The following is a 23,041-nucleotide window of genomic DNA, read 5'->3' as shown; positions in this document are numbered from 1 at the left end:
GCAAGCGCTGCTACTAATTTATTGATAATTATTTACTTTAAGCTGCAGCCGGCCGCTGTTAGCGGCTAAGGCTGCACGCTAATGGTGCAACCTGGCGGTTAAATCAGGGCAAAAGCGGAAAACGCCCGGCGATATCGCTGCCGGTAAAGTTTGCCACCCAGCCTTGTGGGTTATTAAATAAGCGTATAGCGGTAAACTCCGGCTCGCGGCCCATATCAAACCAGTGTGTGGTGCCGGCCGGTACGCTGATTAAATCATTTTGCTGACACAGCACCTGATACACCTTGCCGTTAATATGCAGGCAAAATAAGCCCTGGCCACGGACAAAAAACCGTACTTCATCTTCGCTGTGGGTGTGCTCGGCCAGAAATTTCTGCCGCAGTGCTGCTTTATCCGGGTGATGGCTGCTTAATGAAATTACGTCCACGGTAACATAGCCGCCTTCAGCTTGCAGCTTGGCGATGTCAGCGGCATAGGCGGCTTGTATTTGTTCGGCGCTACTATCGGCATTAATGGTTGCGCTTGCCTGCCATTGCTCAAAGCGTACACCGGCATTATTCAGCTGGCGCTGAATTTCGCTGCTGTCACTGGTGTGTAGCAGCGGCTGCGCCGGGTTATCACTGACAAATACCGTTAGCTGGCTCATACAGTTTGCTCCATGACTTGCGTAAAGTTGTGTGCAATGGCGTGCTTACCTGCCGCCTGGCCGTCGCGGATCAGTTGCATAGTGGCAATGCCCAGTTGCGTAGCGGCATCCAGTTCAGCCACCACATCTGATAAAAACAGCACCTGTTTTGGTGGCAGCTGTAACTGCTGCAAAATAGCAGCATAAGAGGACAGATCGCGCTTGGCGCCAATGCGGGTATCAAAGTAACCGCTAAACAGCGGTGTCATATCGCCAAAGTCACTGTATTGAAACAGCAACTGCTGTGCCTGCACAGAGCCGGAACTATAAACATACAGCTTAACGCCCAGCTGCTGCCAGCGGCTAAGTGCGGCATGCACGTCGGCATAGACATGGCCTTTAAAAGCGCCACTCTGATAGCCGTGCTGCCACACCATACCCTGCAGGGCTTTTAGCGGCGTAATTTTCTGATCTGTCGCTATCCACTGCAGCAACTGAGCGCTGATGGCTGCAATACTGGCGTCGGCTTGTTGCATCAGGTTGCGACAAGCATTCAGCTGCTCAGCCACTGCGGGGCTATCCGCATTAGCCTGAATAAAGGCAGGTAACTGAGCTGCAGCGTAAGGAAACAATATCTCTGTGACAAAGCTGATACGGCTGGTAGTGCCTTCGATGTCGGTGATAATGGCAGAGTACTTCACGGTTTACCTTGTTAGTTTTAACCTTTCAAGCTCGCAGTTTATAAGAAACTCCCAGCCTTCTAAATGCCTTTTTGCTTCATCCAGGCTACGGCCCCACACGTAAAGGCCATGGCCGCGTACCAGTAAGCCCCAATTTAGCGGCTGCTGTTGCCAGCGCTGTGCTACCTGACCGGCTAATACGGGTATATCCTGCGTATTGTCAAACAACGCCAGTGGGCAGGGGGTGTCGTGGCTGCTATTGCCACTAATGGCTTTTTGCATCTCATAGCCATGAAATAAATAACGTTGTTCGCTAACCAGCCGCGAGAAGACCGTTGCCTGTACTGAATGGGTATGCAGTACGGCTTTGATGGCCGGGTCCAGCTGATACAGCTGCGCATGTAGCGCGGTTTCCGCTGATGGCTTGCCGGGGCAGCTTAAGCTGCCGTCTTGCCAGCTTACCGGCAGTAAATCTTGCGGGCTCAGCTCGCCTTTGTCTTTACCGGAGGCGGTTACCAGCGCGCTGTGCTCGCCGTTGCGGATAGAAAAATTGCCGCCGGTGGCCGGTACCCAATGCCGGTTGGCGATCCAGCGCCCCAGCGCACACAAGGCGATGGCATTTGGATTAAGCTGATGCAGCTGGGCAGTATTATTCATAATGATGTAAACCTGGTTGCTATACGTTTGAACGTTTAGATGTCTATACATAAAACGGGCTAAATGATAGCATTCAAGCCGGTTTTAGCAACTTTTTCTTGCCGTTATGACATTCAAAAGCAAACTGCCGCAGCTTGGTACTACTATCTTCAGCCAGATGTCGCAACTGGCAACAGAACAGCAAGCGATTAATTTATCTCAGGGTTTTCCTGATTTTGCTGCCAATGCGCAGCTGGTTGCTGCGCTGGCAGATTACAGTGCCCAGGGCCTGAATCAGTATGCGCCTATGCCAGGTATTGCGCCGCTACGTGAGCAAATTGCTGCGCTGATCCAGCGCTGTTATGGCCGCAGTGTTTGCCCACAGCAGGAGGTTACGGTAACCAGCGGTGCTACAGAGGCGTTGCTGGTGGCAATTAGCGCGCTGGTGTCGGTGGGGGATGAGGTGATTATTTTTGATCCCGCCTACGACAGCTATGCCCCGGCCATAGCGTTAAATGGCGGCACAGCTGTGCATATAGCGCTACATGCGCCTGACTACCGGGTAAACTGGCAGCAGGTTGCTGCGGCCATTACGCCGCGCACTAAATTGATAATAGTGAACAGCCCACATAACCCGACCGGTATGGTGTTTAGCCAGGCCGACTGGTTAGCGCTGCAGCAGCTGGTGCTGCAACATAATTTGTACTGTATCAGTGACGAAGTGTACGAGCATATGGTGTTCGACGATGCGCCTAAGCTAAGCGCCAATAACTTTACGGCTTTGGCGCAGCGCAGCTTTATCGTGTCGTCTTTTGGTAAAACCTTTCACGTTACCGGTTGGAAGTTGGGTTACTGTGTAGCGCCGGCAGAGCTTAGCAGTGAGTTTCGCAAAATCCACCAGTACGTTACTTTTTCCAGCTTTACCCCAGCGCAGTATGCTATTGCCGATATGCTGGCTAAGCAGAGCGCTCAGGTACAGGGCCTGGCCGATTTTTATCAGCAAAAACGCGATAGCTTCGCCGCACTGCTGGCCAGTAGCCGCTTTAGGCTGTTGCACTGTCAGGGTACTTATTTTCAACTGGTCGATTACAGTGCGATTAGCGCTTTGGATGACGTCGCCTTTTGCCGCTGGCTGACCATTGAACACAAAGTGGCGGCGATACCGCTGTCGGTGTTTTACCAGACACCACCGCACAGCCGTATTATCCGCTTTTGTTTTGCTAAGCAACACAGTACCTTGCAAGCGGCTGCGGAGGCGTTATGTCAGCTGTAAAGCCGCTTAAGGTAGCCTTGCTGCAAACCGAACTGGTATGGCAGGACGCGCCGGCTAATCGTAATCAGCTGGCGGTGCAGCTGCAGCAGGTTAAGGCCGATTTAATTGTACTGCCGGAAATGTTTAGCAGCGGTTTTTCAATGCAAAGTGGCGCAATAGCGGAGCCGCAAGGTGAGACGCTGGCATGGTTAAAGCAGCAGGCAACACTGTGTGGCGCAGCCTTGTGTGGCTCGGTGGCTACCCGTATCGACAGCGGCTGTGTTAACCGCTGTTATTTTGTTACGCCTGATGGCAGTGTCAGTTATTACGACAAAAAGCATTTGTTCCGCATGGCCGGGGAGCATCAGGCCTATCAGGCCGGGGTTGAGCGGGTAGTGGTGGCTTATCGTGACTGGCGTATTTTGCTGCAGGTATGCTACGACCTGCGTTTTCCGGTATTTAGCCGCAACCGTAATGACTATGATATTGCGCTCTATGTTGCTAACTGGCCGGCGGCCCGCCGTCATGCCTGGAGCACGTTATTGCAGGCGCGGGCGATAGAAAACCAGGCCTTTGTGCTGGGCTGCAACCGGGTTGGCCGTGACGGTAACGGTGTGGATTACAGCGGTGACAGTATGGTTGTCGATTATACTGGTCAGGCTGTCGCAGAATTGGCACCAAAGCAAGCCGCTGTGCTGTGCGCTACGTTAGACTATGCGCAGCTGGCGCAGTACCGGCAAAACTTTCCGGCTTATCTGGATGCCGATCGGTTTCAGCTGGACTAATCTTTTCTCAGCCCCAGATGGTTAGCCTAGCGGTATAACAAGGAGCGGCTATGTCGCGCTTACAGCCGACCGCGGTGATTTTCAGCGGTTTTTTCTTACTCGGTAACCTGATAATTCTCTGGGGCATGTTATTGCCGGATATGGCGAAAAGCCTGCAGATGGCACCGACTATCAGTGGTGTCTTTTTCAGCCTGATGTCTGCCGGCACTATTGTCGGTGCCATTATCGGTGGTAAATATGTGCAGAAGTTTCATTTTTTGCGCTTATTCGCACTGTTGGCGATCAGTGAAACCCTGCTACTGCTGTTGTTGTCGCTGGTGCATAGCTGGCAATTGCTGCTGCCGTTGATATTGTTGGTTGGCCTGACCTACTCAATCATGTTTACCATCGGCCATACCCTGATAGCGCGGCTGTATGTCACTAAACGCGCTGCCATGATGGGCTTAATGGATTTTATGTTTAGCCTGGGTACCTTAACCGCGCCATTATGGGTGGTGATGCTGTACTGGTGGCTGGATGACTGGCGCTGGCCGGTGCGGATCATCGCCTTTTGCTTATTGTTGGTGGGGCTGTACAGCTGGTATGTCGCGCAACAGCGGCCGGTACTTACGCCCGGGCGCAGCACTGGCAGCCAAAGTTTGTCTTATGTCGCGGTGCTGCGCCAACCGCTGTTTTTTATCATGTTGCTGGTGATGATAGGTTATGGTGCGGCGGAGTGGGGCCAGGGTAACTGGTTTGTCAGTTACGCCGTAGATGGCCTGGGCTACCCGGCGGAATCGGCCCGTTTGTTGCTGGCCTGGTTTACCGGCGGCATGGTGGTAAGCCGGTTGGGCTTTGCGCTTTTGCTGCGCTGGCTGCAACCGGGGCAGTTAATGCTGCTGCTGGCCGGCTGTGCATTGTCTGGCGCTGTGCTGCTGATTACAACCCAGGCGTATCTGCCGGTGGTGCTGGGCAATCTGGCGCTGGGCCTGGGTATTGGTGGTTTATTTCCGCTGATGTTATCAACGGCTATGGACCTGGATGCCGACAATGGCCCGCTGCTGTCGGGGCTGGCCAGTATCGGCACGTCAATAGGGTTTCAGTTTGCCGGCCTGGCCACCGGGATCTGGGCGCAGCACGCTGGCATAGCGCAGGCCTTTATGTTGGTGCCCCTGGCGTGCTGTTGGTTGCTGGCAATGCTGTGGCTGTTTAGCCGCATGCTACAGCGGCGCAAACGGCATAACGCCGGCTAGTCAGCAGCAGTGGCGTGGTCGCGGCATAATAACCAAAGCCGGGTGTCCAGCTCCAGTTGGTGATAAGCAGGTTCCATATGCTGGCACAGTTGGTAAAACGCTTTGTTGTGCTCTTTCTGTTTAAAATGCGCCAGTTCATGCACCACTATCATGCGTAAAAATTCGGCCGGTGCCTGTTTAAACAGCGCCGCTACACTGATGCTGTTATGCGCTTTCAGCTTAGCGCCCTGTACCCGGGAGGCGAAGGTATGCATGCCCAGTGCCTGTTTAATGATATTTAACTTACTGTCGTAGCGCACCTGGCTGAGTGGCGGACTATTGCCCATGTGGTTGTTTTTCAGTTCATTGACGTACTGATACAGCGCTTTGTCACTTTGGATCTGATGCGGCTGCGGGTATTTGCTATCCAGATACTGCGTTAGCTTACCGCTGCTGAGTAATTCGCTTGCCTGTTGCTGGATTGATTGTGGATAGCCGGCCAGATAATTAATAGGGTGCAAAATGTTATTCCACTTGAATGTACAGGCCATTATAAGCCGGATTAACGCCGGCGTCAGCCGCGACAGGCTTGACCTTGTGCGATTTCGCAGTAACACTGTATGCCCATTACTAACATGAGTTTAACCAGTGAGCGAAATTAACTGGGCTGGCCTGCAACAGGCAGCACAACAAGCCGCCGCGCAGGCTTATGCGCCGTACAGCAAGTTTCCGGTAGGTGTGGCCGTGCTGGCCGAAAGTGGTAAAATTTACAGCGGTTGCAATGTTGAAAACGCCTCTTACGGCGGTACCGTTTGTGCTGAACGTAATGCTATCGCTGCCGCTGTAGTGGCCGGTGAGCGTAAGTTCAGGGCGCTGCTGGTATATACACCGCAGCAGCTGCTAACACCGCCATGCGGCATTTGCCGTCAGGTCATCGCCGAGTTTTTTACCCCGGATGCGCCGGTAGCAAGCTGCAATCATTTACAGCAGCAACAACAGTGGACGCTGGGCGAGTTATTGCCAGCCGCTTTTACCCCTACCTATTTAGCCAACAGCACTAAAGTTGGAGCTTAACTGATGATCCCGCAGGAAATTATTAAAACCAAACGTAACGGCGCTACGTTAAGCCAGGCCGAAATTCAGCAGTTTGTCCGTGGTTTAACCGACGATAGCTTTAGTGAAGGCCAGGTCGCCGCGCTGGCAATGGCGATTTATTTAAACGGCATGAGTGTCGATGAAATTGTCGCCTTAACGCTGGCCATGCGCGACAGCGGCACAGTACTGAACTGGCAGGGTAAACTGAATGGCCCGGTGGTAGATAAACACAGCACCGGCGGCGTTGGTGATAAAGTGACCCTGATGCTGGCCCCTATGGTAGCCGCCTGTGGTGCCTTTATGCCCAGTATTGCCGGCCGTGGTTTAGGCCATACCGGCGGCACAGTCGACAAACTCGAAACCATTCCGGGTTATAGCTGTACACAAAGCCTGGAGAAAATTCAGCAGTTATTACCTCAGTTGGGGTGCGTTATTGTCGGCCAGAGTAGCCAGCTGGCACCGGCTGACCGGCGGTTGTATGCAATACGTGATGTTACCGCTACGGTAGAATCTATACCGCTTATCACCGCATCAATATTGTCGAAAAAGTTGTCGGAAGGTTTAGATGCGTTGGTAATGGACGTGAAAATTGGTAACGGTGCCATTATGCGTACTGTGGCTGATGCTTCGGCATTGGCCAATAGCATCGTCAATGTTGCCAATGGCGCTGGCGTGAATACCCGGGCCCTGCTTACCGATATGAACCAGATTTTAGGTAACACAGCCGGTAATGCGCTTGAAGTAATGGAAACACTGGATTATTTAACCGGTAAATACCGTGAGCCGCGTTTGCATCAGGTTACGCTGGAGCTGGGCGCCAATATGTTGATGCTTGGCGGTCTGCATAAAGACAAAGCCAGTGCAGTAGCGGCGCTGGAGCATAGTTTAAGCTCGGGCAAGGCGGCTGAGATTTTTGCCAAAATGGTATCGGCATTGGGTGGCCCGGCCGATTTGATAGAAAAACCGCAGCAGTATTTGGCCAGTGCGCCGTCGGTGCAGGACATTGTGGCGCCACACAGTGGTTATCTACAGTACCAGGATACGGTTGGTCTGGGCATGGCGGTAGTGCGCTTAGGCGGTGGTCGCTCTCATCCCAGCCAGCAAATTGACCCGGCGGTAGGGTTTAGCCATATATTGCCGGCCGGTAGCAAGGTACAAGCTGGCGATGTGATTGCTAAGGTGCATGCTGCCAGCAACGAAGCCGCCCGGATAGCCGCGGAAGAATATCTGGCGGCGTTACGACTGGATGACGCCACCGAAGCTTATCCGCTGGTGCACCATACTATTGGCTGAACGAGCCGCTGAAGTAAAGGCTGATTGAGTTGTGCCCCGTTATTGGCTAAAGTTAAGCTAATCAATTTCGGGGCTCAGTCATGTTATTCCGCTGTGTTTTATTTCTACTCATGAGCTCGGCGTCAGCCACGCCACAACTTACCTGGCTGCAAACCGACTGGCCGCCGCATCAGATTGTCAGTGGCCCGTTTCAGGGCCAGGGTACCTTCGATTTACTGCAACAACAGTTAACGGCTGCTATGCCGCAATTTCAGCACCGGAACAAGCTGGTTAATCTGGCACGGTTGGAGCAGGCATTTATGCAGCAAGAGCCGGCACTTTGTTCGCTGGGAACCTTGTATTCAGAGCAGCGCGCACAAAGCCGGTTGTTTTCTTTACCTATGGCGATAGGCCCGGCATTGGCCGTGGGCTATCTGGCCGGTAAGCTGAATACACACCCGGCGATGCAGGCAAACGGCGTGGACATGCAAAAGTTGGCGCTGGATCAAAAACTGAGAGGGGCTTATCAACCGAACCGGCTGTACCCCGACAGTGTTAAGACGCTGTTCGGCCACCCGCAGACAAATCTGACGAGCCATACCTTTACCAGCGAAGTGAATGCCACCGCCTTACTGGCAGGTAACAGAGTGGACTATGTGGTGGAATATCCGGAGCGGATGCAGTATTACAATCAATTGTTGTCTCAGGCCGCAACACTGGAGCACAGAGCCATTATCGGCGCTAACACGGCCAGTGTGTCTTATATAAGTTGCAGTAAGGACGAAACAGGCCAGGCGGCAATAAGCGCTTTAAATCAATTATTGCCGCTAATGTGGCAGCAAGCGGAGTATCAGCAAGCGATGCAACGCTGGCTCGATGACAGTGCCCGGCAACGGCTGAGCACTGAGTTGGCGCTTGTACAACAACAAGTGTTAATGCAACTTAAGCCGCGGCCGCACGATACGATTGATGCGGGCTACTAAACTGATTACCAGCATTTTTAGCCAGCCATGCAGCGCGACCTGATGCATACGGTACAATGAAATATAAGCCAGGCGGGCAATACGACCTTCTATCATCATGGCGCCGCCGATTAAATTACCCATTAAACTGCCAACTGTGCCAAAACGGCTGAGTGAGATTAACGAGCCGTGATCTTTATAATGAAAATCGCGCTGCGCTTCACCTGCCAGTGCCGCCAAAATATTAGTAGCAACCAGGCTGGCCATTTGATGGGCTGACTGCGCCCGTGGCGGCACCCATTTGTTATCTGCCAGCGGGTAACCGGCGCAATCGCCAATGGCATAGATACGGCTATCCAGAGTGGTTTGCAGCTTACTGTTAACCAACAATTGATTGATGCGGTTGTTTTCCAGCCCATCCAGCTTATGCAGAAAATCCGCTGCTTTAATGCCGGCTGCCCACACCCTAAGTTCGGCATCCAGGGACTCGTCGCCCAATTGCAGGCCCTGGCTATCCGCAGCGGTAACTTTAGTGTTGGTTCGCACCTTAACACCGAGTTTTTGCAGTTCTTTTAAGGCCGCAGTGGCAATACGTTCCGGCAGCACCGGCAAAATACGCGGGCCGGCTTCAATCAGGCTGATATTTAATCGCTGCTGGCGCAAGTCGGCAAAACCATACAAATTTAGTTCGGCTGCAGCATGGTACAACTCGGCAGCCAGCTCGACCCCGGTTGCACCGGCACCAACTATGGCAATATTCAGTTTGTCTTTTGGGTGGCCGGGTGAATTAAGCTTTAAATAGGCATCCAGCAAATGGCGATGAAAACGCTGTGCCTGCGCCGGGCTATCTAAAAAGATGCAATGCTCGGCTACGCCAGGGGTATTGAAATGGTTAGAAACACTGCCGATGGCCAGCACCAGGTAGTCGTAAGGTATTTCACGTGCTGCCAGTACTTCTTCGCCATCTTCGGCATAAACCGGTGCCAGAATAACTTTTTGTTGCTGCCGGTTCAGGCCGCTAAAGCTACCCAGCTGAAAATCAAAACCGTGTCCGGCTGCGTGGGCACGATAACTGAGTTGATCAATTTCAATGTCGAGAGTGCCGGTCGCTACTTCATGTAGCAGGGGTTTCCAGATGTGGGTGTGGTTGCGGTCTACCAGAGTGATATGTGCTTTATTTTTGCGGCCAAGCTTATTGCCTAAACGGGTGGCCAGCTCCAGGCCCCCGGCGCCGCCGCCGATCACCACTATGCGTGGGCGTGTCATATGCTACTTCCTTCTGTAAATAAAAAAGCAGTGCTGCGTCTTGCCGGCAAATAACAGGCAAGAAAAAACCGGCGCGGAGGCCGGTTTGTTCAGTTAACTTTTTTGCCGTTTCATGGCATCAAAGAACTCGTCGTTGGTTTTGGTCATCAACAGACGGTCTATCAGGAACTCCATACACTCGGTCTCGTCCATCGGGTTGAGAATTTTTCGCAGGATCCACATTTTTTGCAGTTCTTCCGGCGATGCCAGCAGCTCTTCACGGCGGGTGCCGGAGCGGTTAAAGTCGATAGCAGGGAATACACGGCGCTCTGCAATTTTGCGCGACAGGTGTAATTCCATATTACCTGTACCTTTAAACTCTTCGTAAATGACTTCGTCCATCTTCGAGCCGGTATCTACCAGCGCGGTGGCGATAATGGTTAAGCTACCGCCTTCTTCAACGTTACGGGCGGCACCAAAGAAACGCTTAGGTTTGTGCAGCGCATTAGCGTCGACACCACCGGTTAATACCTTGCCGGAACTTGGAATGACGGTGTTATAAGCACGGGCTAAACGGGTAATAGAATCCAGCAGGATAATGACGTCTTTTTTGTGCTCAACCAGGCGTTTGGCTTTCTCAATCACCATTTCTGCAACCTGCACATGGCGGCTGGCGGGTTCGTCAAAGGTTGAAGCGATTACTTCGCCTTTTACCAGGCGCTGCATTTCGGTAACTTCTTCCGGCCGCTCGTCAATCAGCAACACCATCAACACGCAATCCGGGTGGTTGGCGGCGATAGATTGGGCAATATTTTGCAGCAAAATGGTTTTACCGGCTTTAGGTGGTGCCACGATTAAACCGCGCTGCCCCTTACCGATAGGCGAGGCTAAGTCCAGCACCCGGGCGGTAATATCTTCGCGGCTGCCGTTACCACGTTCCATTCGCATACGCGAGTTGGCGTGCAGCGGTGTTAAGTTTTCAAACAGGATCTTGTTGCGTGCCTGCTCTGGCCGGCCAAAGTTTACTTCGTTAACTTTTAACAGGGCAAAGTAGCGCTCGCCTTCTTTGGGCGGGCGAATTAAACCAGAGATGCTGTCACCAGTGCGCAGGTTAAAGCGGCGGATTTGGCTGGGTGACACATAGATATCGTCCGGGCCGGCTAAGTACGAGCTGTCACCGGAGCGCAGAAAACCAAAACCGTCCTGCAGGATTTCCAGTACGCCATCGCCGAATATTTCTTCGCCGTTTTTGGCATGTGATTTTAAGATGGCGAAAATAATGTCCTGTTTGCGCAGGCGGGCCATATTTTCCAGGCCCATAGACTCAGCCAATTCAACCAGCTCGCTAATCGGCTTCAGTTTCAGTTCTGTTAAATGCATATTGATGGGTTTCTTGTTGAAATAAAAACAGGGTAATGCTTATCGGTTCGATAAAATAAGGTTTGGAAGTGGTTTTTCGACAGACAAGCGTGGTTTAGAACGTTTTATTGGCTACACAATAGCAGCTGACTATTGGTGCGTCCAGCATTGAAACAGAAAAAGGCGTATAAAAATACGCCTTTTTTCAGTTTACTCAGATGTTGCCATCCAGAAACTCTTTTAACTGGGTTTTTGACAGGGCGCCAACTTTAGTTGCTGCCACCTGGCCATTCTTGAATAACAGCAGGGTAGGGATACCACGAATACCAAATTTTGGTGGCGTATTCGGGTTGTGGTCAATATTCACTTTAGCAACGGCTACTTTGCCGGCATACTCTTTTGCCACGTCATCCAGTATAGGGGCGATCATTTTACAAGGACCACACCACTCTGCCCAGAAATCCACTAAAACCGGTGTCTCGGCTTTTAGTACGTCGGCTTCAAAACTATCATCTGAAACCTGTAAAATATGTTCGCTCATTTATGTCTCCGCTAGTGCTATGCAGCCTGGCTGCAAAAAAGTGTTATCAATTTAAACGTGGCTGTTCCTTATTGCAAGCGTAACGGTTATGCTTAGCGCCGTATGAATAAAACACACTTAACTGCACATAAATTTGCCGATTTTGCATTGGCACCACAGGTTCTTGACGCGTTAAACGCGCAAGGTTTCGGCTATTGTACGCCCATTCAGGCCCAATGTTTACCGCTGGCGTTAGCCGGTAAAGATATTGCTGGCCAGGCTCAGACGGGTACAGGTAAAACGTTAGCGTTTTTAACCGCCACCTTTCACCACTTGTTAACCCACGAAGCCAAAGGCTCGGGTCAGCCGCGGGCCATTATTATGGCACCTACGCGGGAGCTGGCCGTACAGATCCACCAGGACGCTAAACTGCTGGCAGAAAAAGCCGGATTGCGCCTTGGCCTGATCTATGGGGGCGAAGGGTACGATACTCAACGTCAATTATTAGAAAATGGTGTCGATATTCTTATTGGCACAACCGGCCGCTTAATCGATTATTTAAAGCAAGGCCTGTACGACCTGTCGCAAATTCAGGTGGTGGTGCTGGATGAAGCCGATCGGATGTTCGATCTAGGCTTTATTAAAGACATCCGCTTTATGTTTAACCGCATGCCGCCTGCCACTGAACGCCTTAGCCTGCTGTTCTCTGCCACGTTATCCTACAAGGTACAGGAACTGGCTTTTGAGAAAATGAACCAGCCGGTGCATATCCATGTGGCGCCGGATGAAATGACCGGTAGTCGTATCAGTGAAGAACTGTTCTATCCATCTGACGAGCATAAAATGCCGCTGCTATTAACGCTGATGGAAGAAGAATGGCCGGATAAAGCCATAGTCTTTGCAAACACCAAACATTGGTGTGAAGAAGTGCATGCCTGGCTGGAAGCTGATGGCCATCGTGTCGGTTTACTTACCGGCGATGTGATCCAGAAAAAACGCCTGCGTATTCTGGAAGACTTTACCAGCGGTAAACTGGACATTCTGGTGGCTACCGACGTTGCTGCCCGTGGTTTACACATTCCTAAGGTAAGCCATGTGTTTAACTATGACTTACCAGACGATTGCGAAGACTATGTGCACCGTATTGGCCGTACCGGCCGCGCCGGTGAAAGCGGCAAAGCCATCAGTTTTGCCTGCGAGCGCTATGCACTTAACCTTACCGCGATTGAAGATTATATCCGTCATCCGGTGCCAGTAAGTCAGTATGACGCCGCTGCCCTGCTGGATGACATTAAAACGCCCAAACCGCGGGTACGCCGTCGTGCCGGCCAGGCCAGAACCGGTAGCCGCTCAGGCCCGGGTGGACGCAGCAGTAATGGCGCAAGAGCCCCTCGCAACCGTCCTCGTTAATCCGGCCTTAACCGCCGACCAATCACCGCATCAGGATATCTATGCGGTGATTGATCTTGGCTCCAACAGTTTTCATATGCTGATGGTGAAAGTGGTTGGCGGTTCGGTACAGGTTATCGGCCGGGTAAAACGTAAAGTACGCTTAGCCGCCGGTTTAAATGACAACCTGGTGTTAAACCGCAAAGCGATGAAGCGTGGTTGGGAATGTTTAGCCCTGTTTGCCGAGCGGTTGCAGGATATACCACCGCAAAATATCCGTATTGTCGGCACCGCTACCCTGCGCTTGGCGAAAAACGTCAAAACCTTCCTGAAAGAAGCCGAAGCCATCTTAGGCCAGCAAGTTACTGTCATTAGCGGCGAAGATGAAGCCCGTATTATTTATCTTGGCGTAGCGCATACCTCAAACAGCGATACTAACCGGTTGGTGATCGACATTGGTGGTGCCAGCACCGAAGTGGTTATTGGTGCCGGCTTTAATCCGATACTGTTATCCAGCCTGAATATGGGCTGCGTTACCTATCTGGAACGGTATTTTTCTGATAATGAGTTAAGCGAAGACAATTTTAACCGGGCCATAGATGCTGCGAGCCAGCAAGTAACGACGATTGCGGCGCAGTATCAACAAACCGGCTGGCAATTGGCCGTAGGCGCGTCCGGTACTGTGCAGGCGATGCAGGAAATATTAGTGGCGCAGGGTAAAGATGAAGTGATAACCCTGAGCCGGCTGGAAGATATTATGCAGCAAGCTTTGGCTTGTGGCCGGATGGAGCAGTTAAATATCACTGGTCTGGCGCAAGAGCGCAAACAGGTATTCCCGTCCGGACTGGCCATTTTAATTGCACTGTTTCGTAGCCTCAACATTAGCGGCATGACGTTATCCGGTGGCGCGCTGCGTGAAGGCGTGCTGTACAGCATGCTACCACAGCTGCAGCATACCGATGTGCGTAACCGCACGGTTAAAAGCTTGATGGTGCGCTATTTTATTGATCAGCGCCATGCCGAGCGGGTTGCCGAGATGGCCACAGAGCTGGCTAACCAGCTGCAAAGCCGCTGGGATCTGAATAAGTTTGAAGGCCACAGCATGTTGTACTGTGGCGCACTGCTGCATGAACTGGGTTTATTAATCGAATACAAAAACCACCATCATCATGGTGCCTATATTATTAATCATTCCGATTTGCCCGGTTTTACCCGCGCCCAGCAGCAATTGGTGATGGCATTAGTGCATAACCATCGTGCCGATATCAGCCGGGAGATTATTGCCCGCCAAACTATGACGTCAGTACTGCTTACCGTACGTTTAACCCGTATTTTGCGCTTAGCTGTAATTTTATCGATGCGCCGCCGCCATGAAGTACTGCCGCAGGTTAACATCAGTTGTAAAGGTGAAGCGCTGACGATACAGATGCCTGCCGGTTGGCTGGAACAACATCCGTTAATGCGTGCCGAGCTGGAGCAGGAGCAGCAATATCAGCAGCTGGCTGGCTGGGAGCTTAGTTTTAAATAACAAGGCCGCTAAAAGCGGCCTGCGTTTTTAATCATTAGGGCCGGTTAGTTTAATACCGAAAGATAAGCCGGCAATGCCTGGCTGCCGCCGGTATGAATAAACAGCTGTCGGCTATGTTTGGCAATAATGCCGCGCTGGCTCAGGTCAATTAATCCGGCCATTGCCTTGCCGGTATACACCGGATCCAGTAACAGGCCTTCCGTTCGTGCGGCGCTACGCAAAGCCTGTATTGTTGCATCTGTTGTCACACCATAAGCACTACCGTAGTAATCGCCGTTTGCCTGCACTCTGCCATTAGCAAGAGCCGGGTCCAGCTGCAGAAAGCCTAACAGTTGCTGCAACAGGTTACTAACCAGCATGATCTGAGCGTCGGCTGGCCGGCTTACGGTAATACCCAGCACCGGAATATCAGCACCGGCCAGAATTAAACCGGCCAGCAAACCGGCCTGAGTGCCGGCACTGCCGGTAGCCACCACGATTTGATCAGGTTTTTCGCCTTGCTGCTTTAATTGCGTCAGTAGCTCCAGCGCGCAGCGCACATAACCCAGGCTGCCAATCACACTGGAACCACCTATCGGGATCAGATAGGGCTTTTTACCCTGTTGTCGCAACTGTTGCAGCAAAGTGTCGGCGTATTGCTGGCAGTCTTGCGCCAGGCTCAGCCGGTGAATGTTGGCGCCGAGCAATTGATTCAGCAGCATATTGCCGTTGTGCTGGTAATCGGCAGCTGGCGTACCGGCTACGTCCTGTAATATCAGTTCGCAGCCAAAACCAAATTGAGCGGCGGCAGCCGCGGTTTGCCGGGCGTGGTTAGATTGCACGCCACCAATGGTAACCAGGGTGTCAGCACCCTGACGCTGTGCATCTGCCAGTAAGTATTCCAGCTTCCGGGTTTTATTGCCACCGCCGGCCAGACCAGTGCAGTCGTCGCGTTTTAGCAGCAAATTGATACCCAGTAGTGCCGATAAACGTGGTGCTGACTGCAGCGGTGTGGGCTGATGACTGATAATTTGTCTGGGGATCTGCTCGAATCCGCTCATCACCGCCTCCGCCTGTAATTACTGCTGTTGCAACCAGATAGCTACTTTTTTAGCAAAGTAAGTCAAAATGCCATCAGCACCGGCGCGTTTAAACGCCAGTAATGACTCCATAATTACCGGCTGCTCGGCCAGCCAGCCGTTTTGAATGGCCGCCATATGCATGGCGTATTCACCACTGACCTGATAAGCAAAAGTCGGCACACCGAATTCATCTTTTACCCGTCTGACGATATCTAAATAGGGCATGCCGGGCTTAACCATCACCATATCAGCGCCTTCTTCCAGATCCTGCGCCACTTCGTGAAGTGCTTCATTGCTGTTGGCCGGGTCCATCTGGTAGGTTTTTTTATTGCCGCCTTTTAAATTACCGGCCGAACCGACCGCATCACGAAAAGGCCCGTAATAGCTGGAGGCGTATTTTGCTGAATACGCCATAATGCGGGTGTTGACGAAACCGGCGTCTTCCAGCGCTTCGCGGATGGCACCGATGCGGCCATCCATCATATCTGACGGCGCAACCACATCAGCGCCGGCCTCGGCATGCGACAAGGCTTGTTTAATCAGTGCGGCAGTGGTGATGTCATTTTGCACATAGCCATTGGCATCAATAATGCCGTCCTGACCGTGGGTGGTAAATGGGTCCAGTGCTACGTCCGTTATAATGCCCAGCTCAGGTACCTGCTGTTTCAGCAACCTTACTGCACGCTGCGCTAAGGCCTCGGGATTCCAGGCTTCTTCGGCCTGCAGTGATTTTTTATCGGCGGACGTCACCGGAAACAGCGCAATGGCCGGAATGCCCAGTTTAGCCAGTTCTTTGGCTTCGGTTAGCAGTAAGTCCAGGCTCAGGCGCTCAATGCCCGGCATAGAGGCAATAGCTTCACGCTTATTGTCGCCTTCGATAATAAACATCGGATAAATTAAATCGTTTACCGTTAACTGATGCTCAGCCATCAGACGGCGGCTGAAATCATGTTCACGCATCCGCCGCAGCCGGGCAGCAGGAAAAAAACGGTTAGTGTTCATGTAATACTCCTGTTGCGGCGTCAGCAGAGACGGAAATAACAGACGGATAACTTTGGATCTGGTTGCGGCCCAGGTGCTTAGCCCGGTACAAGGCCTCGTCAGCGAAACGGATATATTCGTCATTATCGCTGTCTGCCTCAGGGATGCTGGCGTAACAGCCGGCACTGAGGGTTAATTGGTATGGCTGTCCGTTCAGAGTCAGCTCACAGTTTTGCAGCGCCAGGCGGATTTGCTCTGCCAGCTGTTCGGCGCCTTGCAGATCGGTCGTTGGCAGTATAAGGGCAAATTCTTCGCCACCATAACGGCATACCTTATCTGCAGGGCGTTTGAGTTGCTGTTGGATAATGTCGGCGACGGCTTTAATTGCCTGATCACCGGCCAGATGGCCAAGGCTGTCGTTAATGCGCTTAAAGTGATCTATGTCCAGCAATACCAAGGCTAATGGCCGTTGCTCGCGCCGGCTACGCTTAATTTCGGCGCGCATTTGCTGGTCAAAACTGGCGCGGTTAAACACACCGGACAAGCTGTCGGTGCGGCTTTGTTTTTCCAGTAAGCGATTTTTTTCTGCCAGCTCATCCAGCGTAATTTGCAGTTCAAAACTGTGGCTGCGCAGTTGGTTTTCCAGTTCGGCCGCTTCACGGCGGGCATGGCTTAACAGCTTGTAAGCAATAAAACCACTGATGCCGCTACCGGCAAGCGCACCGATCAGTAAGTAAGGTAACATCTCCACCATGCTCACTCCTGCATGCCCGGGCTGTCAGTATAGCCAAATAAGGTTGTGCTGTTACGCCAGCACGCGCTGGCCAGCTCTGATATCGAACAGCCTCTTAGCTCAGCAACCTTAGCGGCGATGGCAGGCAGCAATGCCGGTTCGTTGCGCCGGCTTTGTGGTTTGGGGCTGATATTACGTGGTAGCAGATAGGGCGCGTCGGTTTCTAATAGCAGTCTGTCTGACGGAATGTACGCAATAGCCTGTTGCAGTGCCTGGCCGCGGCGTTCGTCACATACCCAGCCGGTAATGCCAATATAAAGACCAAGATCCAGATAGGCTTGCAGTTGGGCCCTGTCGCCGGTAAAACAATGCGCTATACCCTGGCTGATTTGCTGTTCTTTCAGCATGGCCAGCTGGGTATCAAAAGCATCCCGCTCATGCAAATACACCGGTTTCTGCCACTGTTTCGCCAGTTGCAGCTGTTCGGCAAACACTTGTTGCTGTATAGGCCGCGGTGAAAAATCGCGATTGAAATCGAGGCCGCATTCGCCCACTGCGGCAACTTCAGGCATGGCCAGCAACACGTTGAGCTGGGTTACCCAATCGCTGGCAGTAGCAGCAGCCTGATGTGGATGCACGCCAGCGGTGGTTTTGTAGTGTGGGTTTGGCTGGCACAGTGTCAGGTTGCGCTGGCTTTCAGTTATGTCAGAGCCAATAAGCAGTAACCGATTGACACCAGCCTGGCTGGCAGACAACAACACTTCAGCGCGATCGCTGTCGAACTGGGCACTGAATAAATTAACGCCGGCATCGCACCAAAAATTCATATTATTTTACGCGTTTCACCCGGACAGTACGGCTGCTTTTGTCGTTACCAAGTAAAAAGGAGTCAAAAGCTGCGCGGCGAATAAAATGCGTTTCACCCTCGGCTATTTTGTAGTAATCGTTACCCACTTGCTGCCAGATTTGGCCATTGGCAAATTCAACCGTCAATTCTTTATGCGGATTGTAGCGCAATGATTTCACCACAACCTGCAGTTGCTCGTCATTCGCGTCGTTTAGCTGATGATGTTCGATACCAAATTGCTCGGCTGCCGGGCTGCTATTGACAGCTTGTTGTGCAGCCTGGCTTTGCGGCGCTGTTGCTTGAGCTGCGGTGGGTTTGGTAATGGTTTTGCCATCAGCAATAGCATCGTAGCAGGTTAACCGGCGCAAGGCGTTTTGTTCTGCCCGGCACAGTTCTAATGCTTGCTCCAGCGGTATCGCCGCAGCAGCCACCTTAAAGCAGCAACTTAATGCAGCGATAATAACGATAAGTTTAGTCATAACTGTTGTTCCTGATCTTCTTGTTGTTCTGGTTTGGGCTGATAAAACCGGCTTAACGCCAGGCCAAGTTCAAATAACAGCCACATGGGTACAGCCAATAAGGTTTGTGATAATACATCTGGCGGGGTCAGCAGCATACCTAAAATAAAAGCACCAACCACTATGTAGGGACGTTTTTCAGCCAGTGCCGCGCGGCTGGTGACGCCAGTCCATACCATCAGCAGGATAGCCACCGGTATTTCGAAGGATAAACCAAATGCAAAAAACAGCTTTAGCACGAAATCGAGATAATTACTGATATCCGTTGCTACGGTGACGCCTTCAGGCGCTACGCTGGTAAAAAAGCTAAAGATTATCGGAAACACAATAAAGTAAGCGAAAGCGATACCACTGTAAAACAATAAGGTGCTGCTAACCACCAGCGGTGCCATCAGACGTTTTTCCCGCCGGTATAGTGCAGGGGCAATAAACTGCCACACTTGCAGCAGTATATAGGGCACAGCCAGACAAATTGCGACAATAAAGGTCAGTTTAAAAGGGGCAAAAAATGGTGCCGCGACATCGGTGGCAATCATGCTGCTGTTTTCCGGCAGCACAGCCATTAGTGGTTTGGCCAACTGATGGTAAATGTCCTGCGCGAAGGAGGCTAATGCAGCAAATACCAGGATCACTGCGATGACGCAGCGTAGCAGCCGGTTGCGCAACTCTATTAAATGCCCCAGCAGGCTATTGGGGTTAGCGTTCGGGCTCATGTTTGTTATCTTTACTGCCGGTTACAGGGGTTAGCGGAGTGTTTACATCGGCAGCGGCCTGCTTTAACTCCGCTATGGCGGCTTTTTCTTGCTCAGTCAGGTTGAGTAAGTTTTTTGCTTCCGCGTCTTTGAGCTTTTGGTGCAGCTCATGGGAGCGCAATTCGTCATTCAGTTCGGCCTGCATTTGCTGGCCAAACTGCTTAATACCGCGCACAGTTTTGTGCACTGAACGAATGGCACCAGGCAGCCGTTCCGGGCCAAGCACCAGCAAGGCTACTACGCCTATGACTACCAGTTCCCAGAAGCCCATTTACACTTTGTCTTTTGGTGCAGTTTCTGTGGCTGAGGTTTTTACGCTATCTGCTTTGGCTTTGTCAGACAGTTGTACTGTGCTGCTTTCTTCAGCCTCTGGTTCTGCTTCATCTTTTACCGAATTGCGAAAACCCTTAATTGCAGAGCCTAAATCTGAACCTATACCACGCAGTTTTTTAGTACCAAAAAGTAATACGATAATGGCCAGTACGATAAGTAATTGCCAGATACTGATATTGCCGAACATGTTAGATCCTCTTGGACGATTAAGTTAACCAGCTGTCAGAACCATTGTATGGCGTTAGTATGACAACGTTGTGATCGCCTAATTTAACGCTTTGATCGCAAAGCCGATACTGCCAGCGAATAACAGTACAGCCAGTGCCATGCTACCCTGAAAAAACACTATACTAGCACTAATCAGGCTGGCTGCAGCAAAGGTTGCGCTAACTATTTGTACTCTGGCACGGGCTTGCTGTTGTTGCAGCTGTGTCAGCAGTTGCAATAGTTGTCGTTGTTGTTTCGGCCCCTGCTCCAGGTACTGGTGCAACAAATTTGGCATTTGCGGCAGCTTTTCCGCCCAGAATGGCAGATTATCTTTAATCTGCCGCCAGACCGCCGGCAAACCGACTTGTTGTTTGACCCAGTTTTCTAAAAAGGGTTTAGCGGTCTTCCATAAATCCAGCTGCGGATAAAGCTGGCGGCCCAGACCTTCAATATACAACAGGGTTTTTTGTAGCAATACCAATTGCGGTTGAACCTGCATTTCAAAGCGACGTGCGGTGTTAAACAAGTTTAACAGGACATGGCCAAAGGAAATTTCGGCCAGCGGCTTCTGAAATATCGGTTCACACACCGTGCGGATGGCGCTTTCAAACTCTTCTACTTTGGTATGCGCCGGTACCCAGCCAGAATCTACGTGCAACTGGGCCACTTTTTTATAATCACGGTTAAAAAAGGCGACAAAATTTTCCGCCAGATAACGTTTGTCTTCGGCGTTTAACGTGCCGACGATACCGCAGTCTATGCCAATATATTTTGGATTAGCCGGTGTGTCGCGCGAGACAAAAATATTACCCGGGTGCATGTCAGCATGAAAGAAACTGTCGCGAAATACCTGAGTAAAAAATACCTCCACGCCACGTTTGGCCAGCAGCTCCATATCTGTACCCTGCGCATGCAGTGCTGCGATATCTGATACCGGTATGCCGTAGATGCGCTCCATTACCATAACATTGGCACGGCTGTAATCGCTGTAAACAAACGGAATATACAGTGAGTCAGAGCCGTCAAAGTTTCGCCGCAGCTGAATCGCATTGGCGGCCTCGCGCTGCAGATCCAGTTCGTCCAGAATGGTTTTACGATATTCCTGCACGACTTCGCGCGGTCTTAACCGCTTGCCGTCAGGCAAAAAGCGCGCGGCGGCATCTGCCAGGGTGTCCATCAGCGCCAGATCGGCCAGAATTTGCTGGCGAATATCCGGCCGGATCACTTTAATGACCACATCAGCCACGTTATCGTCAGTCATGCGCAGCCGGGCGCTGTGTACCTGAGCAATAGAAGCCGACGCCAGTGGCACAGTATCAAAGCTGTCAAACAACTGCGTTATGCTATCCAGCTCTAATGCCTGCTCGATCAGTTGCTGCGCCAGCACACCATCGAATGGTGGGACTTTATCTTGCAGCTTCGCCAGTTCGTCGGCCAGTTGCGGTGGAAATAAATCTCGCCGGGTAGACAGCATTTGGCCAAACTTTATCCATACCGGGCCCAGACTTTGTAATGCCAGCCGTAAACGAACGCCAACCGGCTGATCCGGATGGCGGTTACGTAACCAGAACAGGCAGCGTCGTGCCAGCCGGGCATACCAGGGTTGCCATTGTTGCGGAATAAGCTCATCCAGCCCGAACTGCAGCAGGGTTTTTTGGATCTGATAAAAACGACTGATACGCACTAGCTCTCCTGTACCCTGGCGATGTGTAGTTGTAGCTGTTCTACCCGGGCGGCTAACCGGCTAACCGCATCACTGAACTGGGCCATTTCGATCGCTGTCGGCGTCAGCAGCAATTCATCCTGCGCCAGCGCCGTGCCGCTTTGTTCCAGCGCACTAAGACGGCTACTGATATAACTTTGCAGCTGCGTCAGGGTTAGGGCAATTTTATGCGCCATGGCATCACCGACGTAGCCAGACAGGCTTTGCTGCCAGTCAGGGCTCAGTTTTTGAAAAAAGTGGCTATATTGCTGTGCTACCTGTATGTCGCCGTCAATTTGCAGCACATCGGCTTTAATCAGTCGGGTTAACTGGCTGGGATCACGTAACAAGCGCAGGCTGGCCAAATCAGTTGCAATCCGGCAATCTACGGCATCTTCATGCTGGTTAAATAAAATAGAATCCTGGCAGGCAGTTAACACTATGGTGGCCGGCCATTCTTTTAACCGGAATGCCAGTTGGCGGCCTTGTAACCGGGTTAAACTGGCTGCTGCTGCCGGGTCCATCGCGATCAGTCTGCTGCTGACTTTTTCTGCCAGGGCACAAAATAATTGCGGCAGCAGGGGCAGCATCAGAACTTGTATCCACGGTGTAAAGCAACGATGCCGCCAGTCAGATTATGGTAGCTAACTTCAGCAAAACCGGCGCTTTCCATCATGGCTTTTAACGTGTCCTGATCAGGATGCATGCGGATAGATTCGGCCAGGTATTGATAACTTTCTTTATCATTGGCCACCAGCTGGCCCATCGCCGGTAACAGTTTAAACGAATATAAGTCGTATACTTTACTCAGCCATTGCTGCTCTGGTTTGGAAAACTCCAGCACCAGTAAGCGGCCGCCCGGCTTTAATACACGAAAAATCGAGCGCAGTGCAGCATCTTTATCGGTAACGTTACGTAAACCAAAGCCAATACTGACAATATCAAAACTGGCATCGGCAAACGGCAGGGCTTCAGCATTGGCCTGCACATAGTCAATGTTATTGACCAGGCCCAGATCTCGTAATTTATCGCGGCCGACGCTTAGCATCGAGGCGTTAATATCAGCCAGTACTACCTTGCCTGTCGGGCCAACCCGTTTGGAAAATAAAGCGGTAATATCGCCGGTGCCACCGGCTAAATCCAATACCTGCTGGCCGGGACGCACACCGCTGCAGTCAATAGTGAAGCGTTTCCATAGCCGGTGAATGCCTAGTGACATCAGGTCGTTCATCAGATCATATTTGGCGGCAACCGAATGAAACACATTGGCTACCATAGACACTTTGTCGTCAGCGGCCACGGTTTTAAAGCCGAAGTGAGTGGTATTGCTGTTATGGTCGTTCATACT

26 protein-coding genes are annotated in these 23,041 nt (G+C 51.7%); 8 read left to right on the top strand and 18 right to left on the bottom strand.

Annotated elements, in window-relative coordinates; all coding sequences use genetic code 11:
- Positions 1 to 103 precede the first annotated feature (103 nt).
- From MN202_RS09345 to MN202_RS09335, 3 genes are read right to left on the bottom strand one after another with little or no spacing between them, the layout of a single operon-like run.
- Positions 104 to 646: a 1,2-dihydroxy-3-keto-5-methylthiopentene dioxygenase gene (locus MN202_RS09345; RefSeq protein ID WP_335735840.1), complete on the bottom strand. Its 543-nt coding sequence runs from the start codon at positions 644 to 646 to the stop codon at positions 104 to 106.
- Positions 643 to 1,326, bottom strand: coding sequence for an acireductone synthase (mtnC, locus tag MN202_RS09340; RefSeq protein WP_335735839.1), 684 nt, complete (start codon positions 1,324 to 1,326; stop codon positions 643 to 645). The genes MN202_RS09345 and mtnC overlap by 4 nt, the downstream gene beginning before the upstream one ends.
- A gap of 3 nt (positions 1,327 to 1,329) precedes the next feature.
- Complete coding sequence (locus tag MN202_RS09335; RefSeq protein WP_335735838.1) at positions 1,330 to 1,962, bottom strand: methylthioribulose 1-phosphate dehydratase; 633 nt, start codon at positions 1,960 to 1,962, stop codon at positions 1,330 to 1,332.
- A gap of 106 nt (positions 1,963 to 2,068) precedes the next feature.
- Between MN202_RS09335 and MN202_RS09330 the strand changes: the two genes are divergently transcribed.
- From MN202_RS09330 to MN202_RS09320, 3 genes are read left to right on the top strand one after another with little or no spacing between them, the layout of a single operon-like run.
- Positions 2,069 to 3,214, top strand: coding sequence for a methionine aminotransferase (locus tag MN202_RS09330; RefSeq protein WP_335735837.1), 1,146 nt, complete (start codon positions 2,069 to 2,071; stop codon positions 3,212 to 3,214).
- The gene (locus tag MN202_RS09325; RefSeq protein ID WP_335735836.1) at positions 3,202 to 3,978 is read left to right on the top strand and encodes an amidohydrolase; all 777 of its coding nucleotides are present in this window, start codon (positions 3,202 to 3,204) and stop codon (positions 3,976 to 3,978) included. Before MN202_RS09330 ends, MN202_RS09325 begins: the two co-directional genes overlap by 13 nt.
- Before the next feature lie 50 nt (positions 3,979 to 4,028).
- Entirely contained in the window at positions 4,029 to 5,210 is a 1,182-nt protein-coding gene (locus MN202_RS09320; protein ID WP_335735835.1) for an MFS transporter, read from the top strand.
- On the opposite strand, the gene MN202_RS09315 is transcribed toward MN202_RS09320, so the two are convergent.
- Positions 5,207 to 5,710 carry a M48 metallopeptidase family protein gene (locus tag MN202_RS09315; protein WP_335735834.1) on the bottom strand — a complete coding sequence of 168 codons (504 nt, stop codon included), beginning with the start codon at positions 5,708 to 5,710 and terminating at the stop codon, positions 5,207 to 5,209. The genes MN202_RS09320 and MN202_RS09315 overlap by 4 nt on opposite strands.
- Before the next feature lie 127 nt (positions 5,711 to 5,837).
- Between MN202_RS09315 and MN202_RS09310 the strand changes: the two genes are divergently transcribed.
- The 3 genes from MN202_RS09310 to MN202_RS09300 all read left to right on the top strand — a co-directional run bounded on the left by MN202_RS09310 (position 5,838) and on the right by MN202_RS09300 (position 8,539).
- A complete protein-coding gene (locus tag MN202_RS09310) occupies positions 5,838 to 6,263 on the top strand; it encodes a cytidine deaminase (protein WP_335735833.1) in 426 nt (141 codons plus the stop codon).
- A gap of 3 nt (positions 6,264 to 6,266) precedes the next feature.
- Entirely contained in the window at positions 6,267 to 7,577 is a 1,311-nt protein-coding gene (deoA, locus tag MN202_RS09305; protein ID WP_335735832.1) for a thymidine phosphorylase, read from the top strand.
- Between the two features lie 80 nt (positions 7,578 to 7,657).
- Positions 7,658 to 8,539 carry a TIGR02285 family protein gene (locus tag MN202_RS09300; protein WP_335735831.1) on the top strand — a complete coding sequence of 294 codons (882 nt, stop codon included), beginning with the start codon at positions 7,658 to 7,660 and terminating at the stop codon, positions 8,537 to 8,539.
- On the opposite strand, the gene MN202_RS09295 is transcribed toward MN202_RS09300, so the two are convergent.
- The 3 genes from MN202_RS09295 to trxA form a co-directional block, all read right to left on the bottom strand.
- A complete protein-coding gene (locus MN202_RS09295) occupies positions 8,489 to 9,784 on the bottom strand; it encodes an NAD(P)/FAD-dependent oxidoreductase (RefSeq protein ID WP_335735830.1) in 1,296 nt (431 codons plus the stop codon). The two genes, MN202_RS09300 and MN202_RS09295, sit on opposite strands and share 51 nt — an antisense overlap.
- 93 nt (positions 9,785 to 9,877) lie before the next feature.
- Complete coding sequence (rho, locus tag MN202_RS09290; RefSeq protein WP_335735829.1) at positions 9,878 to 11,143, bottom strand: transcription termination factor Rho; 1,266 nt, start codon at positions 11,141 to 11,143, stop codon at positions 9,878 to 9,880.
- Positions 11,144 to 11,336: 193 nt separating this feature from the next.
- Entirely contained in the window at positions 11,337 to 11,663 is a 327-nt protein-coding gene (gene trxA / locus MN202_RS09285) for a thioredoxin TrxA (protein ID WP_335735828.1), read from the bottom strand.
- A gap of 102 nt (positions 11,664 to 11,765) precedes the next feature.
- Between trxA and rhlB the strand changes: the two genes are divergently transcribed.
- Complete coding sequence (gene rhlB, locus MN202_RS09280; protein ID WP_335735827.1) at positions 11,766 to 13,052, top strand: ATP-dependent RNA helicase RhlB; 1,287 nt, start codon at positions 11,766 to 11,768, stop codon at positions 13,050 to 13,052.
- Positions 13,018 to 14,559 (top strand): guanosine-5'-triphosphate,3'-diphosphate diphosphatase, encoded by a 1,542-nt coding sequence (gene gppA, locus MN202_RS09275; protein WP_335735877.1) that lies wholly within the window; start codon positions 13,018 to 13,020, stop codon positions 14,557 to 14,559. The genes rhlB and gppA overlap by 35 nt, the downstream gene beginning before the upstream one ends.
- Positions 14,560 to 14,603: 44 nt before the next feature.
- Here the strand turns inward: gppA and MN202_RS09270 are convergent, their stop codons facing one another.
- The 11 genes from MN202_RS09270 to ubiE all read right to left on the bottom strand — a co-directional run bounded on the left by MN202_RS09270 (position 14,604) and on the right by ubiE (position 23,038).
- On the bottom strand, positions 14,604 to 15,599 hold the full coding sequence (locus MN202_RS09270) for a D-cysteine desulfhydrase family protein (protein WP_335735826.1): 996 nt from the start codon (positions 15,597 to 15,599) through the stop codon (positions 14,604 to 14,606).
- Positions 15,600 to 15,617: 18 nt separating this feature from the next.
- Entirely contained in the window at positions 15,618 to 16,622 is a 1,005-nt protein-coding gene (gene hemB / locus MN202_RS09265) for a porphobilinogen synthase (RefSeq protein WP_335735825.1), read from the bottom strand.
- Positions 16,612 to 17,355 carry a GGDEF domain-containing protein gene (locus tag MN202_RS09260; RefSeq protein ID WP_335735824.1) on the bottom strand — a complete coding sequence of 248 codons (744 nt, stop codon included), beginning with the start codon at positions 17,353 to 17,355 and terminating at the stop codon, positions 16,612 to 16,614. The genes hemB and MN202_RS09260 overlap by 11 nt, the downstream gene beginning before the upstream one ends.
- A 2-nt stretch (positions 17,356 to 17,357) precedes the next feature.
- Positions 17,358 to 18,161 (bottom strand): TatD family hydrolase, encoded by an 804-nt coding sequence (locus tag MN202_RS09255; RefSeq protein ID WP_335735823.1) that lies wholly within the window; start codon positions 18,159 to 18,161, stop codon positions 17,358 to 17,360.
- Between the two features lies 1 nt (position 18,162).
- On the bottom strand, positions 18,163 to 18,660 hold the full coding sequence (locus MN202_RS09250) for a hypothetical protein (protein WP_335735822.1): 498 nt from the start codon (positions 18,658 to 18,660) through the stop codon (positions 18,163 to 18,165).
- Positions 18,657 to 19,412, bottom strand: a complete 756-nt coding sequence (gene tatC, locus MN202_RS09245) for a twin-arginine translocase subunit TatC (RefSeq protein ID WP_335735821.1) — start codon at positions 19,410 to 19,412, stop codon at positions 18,657 to 18,659. Before tatC ends, MN202_RS09250 begins: the two co-directional genes overlap by 4 nt.
- Entirely contained in the window at positions 19,396 to 19,722 is a 327-nt protein-coding gene (tatB, locus tag MN202_RS09240) for a Sec-independent protein translocase protein TatB (RefSeq protein ID WP_335735820.1), read from the bottom strand. Before tatB ends, tatC begins: the two co-directional genes overlap by 17 nt.
- On the bottom strand, positions 19,723 to 19,971 hold the full coding sequence (tatA, locus tag MN202_RS09235) for a Sec-independent protein translocase subunit TatA (RefSeq protein WP_335735819.1): 249 nt from the start codon (positions 19,969 to 19,971) through the stop codon (positions 19,723 to 19,725).
- A gap of 78 nt (positions 19,972 to 20,049) precedes the next feature.
- The gene (gene ubiB, locus MN202_RS09230) at positions 20,050 to 21,675 is read right to left on the bottom strand and encodes a ubiquinone biosynthesis regulatory protein kinase UbiB (protein WP_335735818.1); all 1,626 of its coding nucleotides are present in this window, start codon (positions 21,673 to 21,675) and stop codon (positions 20,050 to 20,052) included.
- Complete coding sequence (locus MN202_RS09225) at positions 21,675 to 22,283, bottom strand: ubiquinone biosynthesis accessory factor UbiJ (RefSeq protein ID WP_335735817.1); 609 nt, start codon at positions 22,281 to 22,283, stop codon at positions 21,675 to 21,677. The genes ubiB and MN202_RS09225 overlap by 1 nt, the downstream gene beginning before the upstream one ends.
- A complete protein-coding gene (ubiE, locus tag MN202_RS09220) occupies positions 22,283 to 23,038 on the bottom strand; it encodes a bifunctional demethylmenaquinone methyltransferase/2-methoxy-6-polyprenyl-1,4-benzoquinol methylase UbiE (protein WP_335735816.1) in 756 nt (251 codons plus the stop codon). The genes MN202_RS09225 and ubiE overlap by 1 nt, the downstream gene beginning before the upstream one ends.
- Positions 23,039 to 23,041 lie beyond the last annotated feature (3 nt).

The organism is Rheinheimera muenzenbergensis (assembly GCF_036984005.1).
Lineage (GTDB): Bacteria > Pseudomonadota > Gammaproteobacteria > Enterobacterales > Alteromonadaceae > Alishewanella > Alishewanella muenzenbergensis.
This window is presented reverse-complemented; position numbering and strand designations above follow the sequence as displayed.